Here is a 7085-nt window from a genome sequence, read left to right on the forward strand (position 1 = left end):
CCATTATTCCAATTATAGCAACGAACATTAACAGCACATTGTAAAGTGGAAGCAGTGAGGCATTTCTCCTTATAGTTTTTGAGTCCTTTGCACCAAGAGTACCAGTAATGGCATGTGGATAAAGGAATAATGCCAGTGCAGAACCAAGTGCCAGTGTGGTATACCCTACATCTATTACAGGCGAAATGTTTAGAAGATGTGGACTTATTGTTGCTGCCTTGCCGAAAATTGCACCAAAACCGCCCAATTTAATGGGTATATATATTATGATTACTATTACAGCAACCCATATAATTGCATCTTTTATTATGGCTGTAAGTGCTGGCCCCCTTAATCCACTAACAAATGTAAAGCCAGCAACCAGAAGGAATGCGATTATAAGGCTCACCGTTATGGGAAGTGCCAGGGCGGCCAGGACGTATTTTATTCCTGTAATCTGCAAAGCTATATAGGGCAGTTCGGCCAGAACACCTGTCAGTGCTATAAGCATTGCAAGGAACCTTGATGAGAAACGATCTTTGACGAAATCTGCTGCAGTAATATACCCGCGCCTCTTTGAAACATTCCACAGCTTAGGCATGGTTACATATACTATGGGGTATATCATTACACCGTAGGCTATTGCAAACATTGCAAAAGCCCCCCCTCCTATTCCTGCGGTGGCAGCGGCTCCTGGTACGGCAATTAGGGTATATGCTGTATATAAATCCCCACCTAGCAGAAACCACATAACTACTGTTCCAAATCTTCTTCCTCCTAAGCTCCATTCGCCCTTGGCATCCATATCTACAGGCTTTCTCCAGAAATATGCCATATAACCGGCAAATAGGACTATTATAATAATGGCAAAGAACAGCGCCAGGTCTAAATCCGTGAACATTATCTCGTCACCTTCCTTTTCTTTTCACTACTTTCAATAAAATAGACCGTTGACGTCAGGGCTGATGCTATAAATATCCATACAAGTTGATACCAGTAAAAGAAAGGTATCCCTCCCAGTTTTGGGTTAACCCTTGTATATATAGTTACTCCTGCCACCATAAAAAAATATGGCAGAGCCAATAGTATAAACTTAACTACAGGATTCATTGAATAGTTACCACTTCATATTATATAAACCTTTAGCTAAGAACTCTTTTGCTGCACCCGGAAAAGCATTGATTAAAATACTTAATGTAACATATTTGTATAAAATTGGAAAAATTCTAATAATATTCTGTTAATGTTGGCTTATTTTATTTAAATGGAAATACTCTTATATCCGGTGTGTGATAAAATTGGGTATCTTAATAATTTAATATGATGATTGGTCTACACACCCGATATGATATGATACTTCATTAAGAAGTAATAGAGCAAATGTGGATTGTATGTAGTAACTTATAGCATTTTGTGAAATGTTTTCATAAATATAGGAGTATAGCCTACAACTCCAGGCATGTTCGTCCCTTCTAAGTAGAAAAGTAAATACGACCAGAAATTTACAATAAAGATTAAATGAAGGCTTTATGTGGCATATGAACAGCAATAGTGTTATCTGTAGTGATAATAGCCTTTCTGAAATAGAATGCCCCAGTAGCCCATTCTTCTCTGCATTGTTCATAACATTGCAAATATGAGCATCATTATATCAATTAAGGTCCTTTGTATCTAGGACATGCTATCAAAAATAATTATATTAAAAAATTAGAGGTACTTTAAAAATTTTAAAGCCGTGTTTCATTACCAGTTTTAAAATAGTCATGGGTATCAAGTATTTCCAGTATAATAAATCCAAGAATTACGAAACCTAATACCAGTTCTATTATATATGTATCAGAGGTCAGTAGAGAATATATAAACACGAATCCTGAGACCAGTATTCCTAAAAGCCCCACACCTAACTCTCTAACTTTCCTCGCTCCCTTTAGAAGATTTACCTTCAATAATGAGAAATTGGCTGTCAGATGAACCATTAGATTCCCTAAGCCTGCTATTGATCCCAGTGCCAGGAATATTACGAATGAATTCACGAAAGACAGTAATGGAATGAGTAGTACAAAGACCGCAATTAGTGTTATCAACCCCGCTATGACAGGAGTTCCTGTTTTTACATTTAATTTGCTTATTGCTTTGCTAATGACTCCCCTGTCTGACATGGCGTATAAATTCCTTGAAAATGCCGTTAGAAATGCCAGAGACCCTAAAATTCCATCATTTATTGCCGCGAATAACAGTAAAGGCAATGCTATTGGCCCTGCAATCTGATTCATAATAGTTATTACTGGAATATTTGAAGTTACCAGTGCAGAGAAAGAGTGACTGGCTATTCCATAGTCCACTAAAGAATAAAGCACTAAGGATTCTAATAATCCTCCTATTATAATCACTAAAATTGCAGCTTTGCCCACGTTTACCTTGGCATTCTTGACTTCCCCAGATACTGGTGTAATCGCACCATAACCTGTTGGTATTCCCACTGCAAATAAGATCCCAAGGAATATTATTGAAGGTGATGGAATAGTAGTGAATGGATTATATACAAAGAAGTGTGCACCATACAAAGCACCTATTATTATTGCAACAAGCACTAGCAATTCAATACTGGCAGAGAATACTGCGTATTTAGATGATGGCCTTATTCCCAGCAAAAGGAAAGAGGCAGTTGGTATGAATATTATAAAAAAAGCTGCAACAGGTGGGATAATAATATATGGCGTCACTACATAGGTCAAAACAAATACTGATCCAACTATGTATCCTCCGGCATACAATAATGAATAAAACAGGTATAGCCATCCTGTTTCAAATCCAAATCTGTGCGATAGTGATTTATAGGCATAATTAAAGTATCCCCCCGACTCATCGTGCTTCTTGGACAGGTAATATACGCCTGCACCATTAATAAGAACTACCAACGTACCAATAATGAGAACTATAGGTGAAAAGAATAATGTTAAAATTAATGCAGCTGTCGCATAGGTTAACATTGAAAGAAACGGAGCCTGGCCTCCGAATGACATAAAAAATATGTCTGCGAACCCGATTGTTCTCTTTAACTCACTTTTACTTTCTATATAAATGCTCTTTACATTTTCCATTTTTGCTCTTACATCTGATATCCAAAGAATATTTAAATATTATGATTCACTACACCATATATATCTATAATGAATTATTTAAATTATTTTTATTAAATAATTGACAAATATATCAATATTTTTACGTATATTAAATAAAAATAATAAAATTTACGGGATTGTGAAATGACAAATTTTTATTTATATATAGCTGAGAATATATTAAAATTCAGGCTATCATAAAGGGAAATTCCTATAGGGTATCTGGATGCTGGAATTCTGATCATCAGACCTTTCTTATTTATCAAACCTTTTCTCCCTGTTATGATATATACTATTATTTTCTTTTATCTGTTAAGGATTGTCACGTATATTTTGATGTGCTATATATTGCAAACAGTTCCCGTCTGATAGAAATCTAACATTTGCCTTTAAGAAAATCCAGCCATATTAACTAAATATTTATTTAACTCTATTTTATTATCATATTGTGAAAAATATAAATATCAACAGGATTGAGGCTATACGTGAGTTTTTAAAGGAAAAAATAGGATCTAAATATGCAGTGCTTGGAATAAGCTCTGGCATAGACAGTTCCCTCGTGCTCACGCTCCTTGCCACAGCAATTGACCAGGATAAAATTAAGGCCATATTCATGCCTGACAGATACACAAAACAGGAGGATTACGACGATATAAAAATGCTTTCAGAATCCACTGGAGTAGAAATAATTGAAGTAAATATAGAAAATATATTTCAGTCCTACAGGAATATTTTAAATTCCACTGACAAAAAAATCGAAGGCAATGTGAGGTCCAGAATCAGGGCAAATATATTGTATTACCATGCGAATCTTCTTGGTGGACTTGTAATAGGCACGACAAATAGGACAGAATACCTTCTTGGCTACTATACAAAATACGGCGATGGGGCATGTGACATAGAACCAATAGAGGGCTTGTACAAAACAGATGTTTGGGATATAGCATCCATAATGAAGATACCCCAATCAATCATAGATAAAAGGCCATCAGCAGGCCTGTGGGAAGGGCAGTACGATGAGGAGGAACTTAAAATGAATTACAGAGAAATTGACAGAGCACTCGCAGACATATTTGACTACAGTAACTTTAAGGCTGATTATGGAAAATTAATGGAGCTCTATCTGAGATCTATGCACAAGAGGGAGCTCCCAAGGGCAATGAACTGAGATGATTATTTCCCCAGTCACCTATGATTACTACGAAATAAGTTTCATACTTATAGTTGCAGCTTTCTCCATACCAATATCAAGAAAAGCTTCAATGGTTTACATTCCTGTCCTCATAGTAATGGGTCTCATATTCGGACCATTACTGGGATTCATTAACCACAGCTTTGCAATATACATGCTATCATCCTTTGCAACAATTGGAGTGGGTATGCTGGGGCTTGTAATCATCCTCTATTATGAGTCACATAACTTCAGCCCAAGGATACTCAAAAAATATTTTACAAAGATAGCGGCACTGGATACTATCGGCATGGTTGTAACAGCAGTTGGTGCAGGAATATTCTTTTCACTGCTTACCGGTGCACCTTTTATAGTGGGCTTCATATTCGGCTCAATAATATCTCCTACTGACCCTGCTTCGCTCATACCTACATTCAAAAAGCTGAATATTAGGGATGACATATCCGGAACTCTCATTGGTGAAAGCCTATTCAACGATCCGCTGGGAATCATACTTTTGAGCTTGGGAATAGGCATACTTGCGCCTAATGTGTCGTACTCATCATTTTTTACTCTTCTTACTTCCCATGTTGGACTGATAATGGGATTCGGATCATTCCTCATACTTGAAATTGCCATACCGGCTGCCATTGGAATAGCCTTAGGGTTTGCAATAATTTTTCTTAATAAATATTTTAATTTTGAATCATTGCTCGTTGCCCTGACCCTGGGAATTGTACTGTTTGAATTTACATCCCTTGAAGCTCTGGGAATAACGCCGTTTCCTGCAATAATCTCCACCGGTGCAATTATCGGAAATTACTCAGACAAAAGCATATTCTGGAACAGGGAGACAAACTTCAATGAAAATCTGTCTTTTATGGCCCAGTCTATAATATTTATACTGCTTGGAAGCATACTGACACGAACACAGATATTTAATTATATAGTTTTAGGCTTTGTTATATCCCTGATTGTTATATTTTTGATAAGGCCCATAGCTGTATTCATATCAATAGGGCTTGCAAACATGGGAAAGAACGTAATAAAATTCGACAATAGGACTAAGGCATTCATGTCCCTTGTAGGTCCAAGGGGTGTTGTTCCTGTGGTACTTTCAACTGTACCATTTGTCATTGGAGAGGCTAACCACATACAGATCCTCATAGAATACGGGACAATAATATATGCATCTGTTTCATTTGTTGTGTTAATATCCATAATACTACAGACAGTATATGTTCCCTATGTAGGAAAACTGCTTCTTGGAGAGAGGAAATATTAATATGATAAAATTTATACCAGATATAGTGATACACAGATCAGGGCTCATAGATCAGCGGTAGATCGCTTCCTTGGCATGGAAGAGGGCAGGGGTTCAAATCCCCTTGAGTCCATACATAATTTTGTGGCAACACCTCAGAATAAATTTCTTAGTCAACAACGCTTTTTAACAGATTGTGTCACAACGTTGGTTCTGAATAGTAAATTATCAATCCTGTTATTCCTCCTATAGGGATATTCCACACAAGCATTTTCCTGTCAGGCATCAGTCCAGAACCTTAATTGCTTTTATGACAATACTCTGTATCTAACTTCTATTTTGCATTATTCAAAACATTGCATATATAATATGTATTAACATGGACAATTTTGTCCATTATATTGCATAATAATATGTTTATAACAGATATGTTCATTTGCAATACTTGTTAACTATTCTTGCTTCTGTTTATATTGGTCTGCCCTATTAAATCAGTGCTCCAGAATGTTATTGTTATTCTAAACACTGAAATTTTCAGATTGTAAATAAAGCAAAACGTTACGTTGAACGGAAGTTTCATAAAGTAAATGTGACAGAGAAATTGAATTATTGTTTAATCATCAAATTCTCATATCAAGAGCACAGAATACCCTTGTAGGGGGTACTCCAAATAAAACAATGAGAGAAAGACCAAAAAGATTAATGAAAATTCTCAGTTGATAGAGTATGAAAGACCTTACAGTATCAATAGTATGGGCATTTTTACTGCTGTAATGATACTAAATATTCAATAAATATCTCCTTATTTGGCTTGTGGATTAAATTTATATGCCAACATTTATGTATAAACACATATTTTGGTTTAATGAAAGGACAGAGATGGATTGTAGACGCCATGACATTTCTCCTCTTCGGGTTTTTGCTCTTTGAATTGATTAAAACTGCCGTACTGATGCCTACAATAAGTAAGGAGCTTAATTTAAAATTATATCAGACAGGCCTGCTTCTAGGTATTTTTTCTGGAGGACCCGGGATAGTCATGGGATTTGTTGGTGGTTCGGTAGTGGACAAAATAGGGGCCAGATATGGTGGACTATTTCCCCTTATTGCTTTTACTGTTGTTACAATTGGAGTTGGATTATCATCCACATACCTTGAACTTGCTTCAGCAATTATTATTTTTGGAGTTTTTGAATCTTTTACCAATACAGTTGTGTATAAACTTACCGGGAACTGGTTTGGGCGACATGAAAGAGGGCTCGGAGCCGGTGTAACAAACTCCGCATCTCCATTCTTTACATTCCTGGCCCCCGCTGTTGCAATTCCTCTATTGTTATTTTACCACAATAATTTTCACGATGTTTTTTTATTATTTGCCCTGTTCTCTGTGCCATTAGTATTTCTATGGATAATATTTGTATATGACAGGCCAGAACAGTCAAAGTTTATTACACTGGATGAATTAAAAATAATATACCGGGATGAAATCGCTTCTGGATTAATAAGCGAATCAGACCTTAATTCGGCAATGAAACAGGGGGATCCTCAG

The 7085-nt window shown here is 36.3% G+C and carries 5 protein-coding genes, 1 tRNA gene and 1 pseudogene; 4 read left to right on the forward strand and 3 right to left on the reverse strand.

The window, feature by feature from the left end; genetic code table 11:
- The 3 genes and pseudogenes from AMDU4_RS01125 to AMDU4_RS01135 all read right to left on the reverse strand — a co-directional run.
- Positions 1–880 (reverse strand): annotated as a pseudogene (locus tag AMDU4_RS01125) (cation:proton antiporter); the annotation flags it as partial.
- Entirely contained in the window at positions 880–1089 is a 210-nt protein-coding gene (locus AMDU4_RS01130; protein ID WP_021786159.1) for a DUF3311 domain-containing protein, read from the reverse strand. The pseudogene AMDU4_RS01125 and the gene AMDU4_RS01130, both read right to left, overlap by 1 nt.
- A gap of 617 nt (positions 1090–1706) precedes the next feature.
- Positions 1707–3080 carry an APC family permease gene (locus AMDU4_RS01135; RefSeq protein ID WP_021786160.1) on the reverse strand — a complete coding sequence of 458 codons (1374 nt, stop codon included), beginning with the start codon at positions 3078–3080 and terminating at the stop codon, positions 1707–1709.
- 469 nt (positions 3081–3549) lie between these two features.
- Between AMDU4_RS01135 and AMDU4_RS01140 the strand changes: the two genes are divergently transcribed.
- The 4 genes from AMDU4_RS01140 to AMDU4_RS01155 all read left to right on the forward strand — a co-directional run.
- Positions 3550–4269, forward strand: coding sequence for an NAD+ synthase (locus AMDU4_RS01140; RefSeq protein ID WP_021786161.1), 720 nt, complete (start codon positions 3550–3552; stop codon positions 4267–4269).
- A 1-nt stretch (position 4270) separates the two neighbouring features.
- Positions 4271–5557 (forward strand): sodium:proton antiporter, encoded by a 1287-nt coding sequence (locus AMDU4_RS01145; RefSeq protein WP_021786162.1) that lies wholly within the window; start codon positions 4271–4273, stop codon positions 5555–5557.
- A gap of 40 nt (positions 5558–5597) precedes the next feature.
- Positions 5598–5669 (forward strand) — tRNA-Ala (locus AMDU4_RS01150).
- A 732-nt stretch (positions 5670–6401) separates the two neighbouring features.
- Positions 6402–7085, forward strand: a 684-nt coding sequence (locus tag AMDU4_RS01155) for an MFS transporter (protein WP_290703843.1), incomplete at its 3' end; no start/stop codon positions are given.

Source organism: Ferroplasma sp. Type II (genome assembly GCF_000496155.1).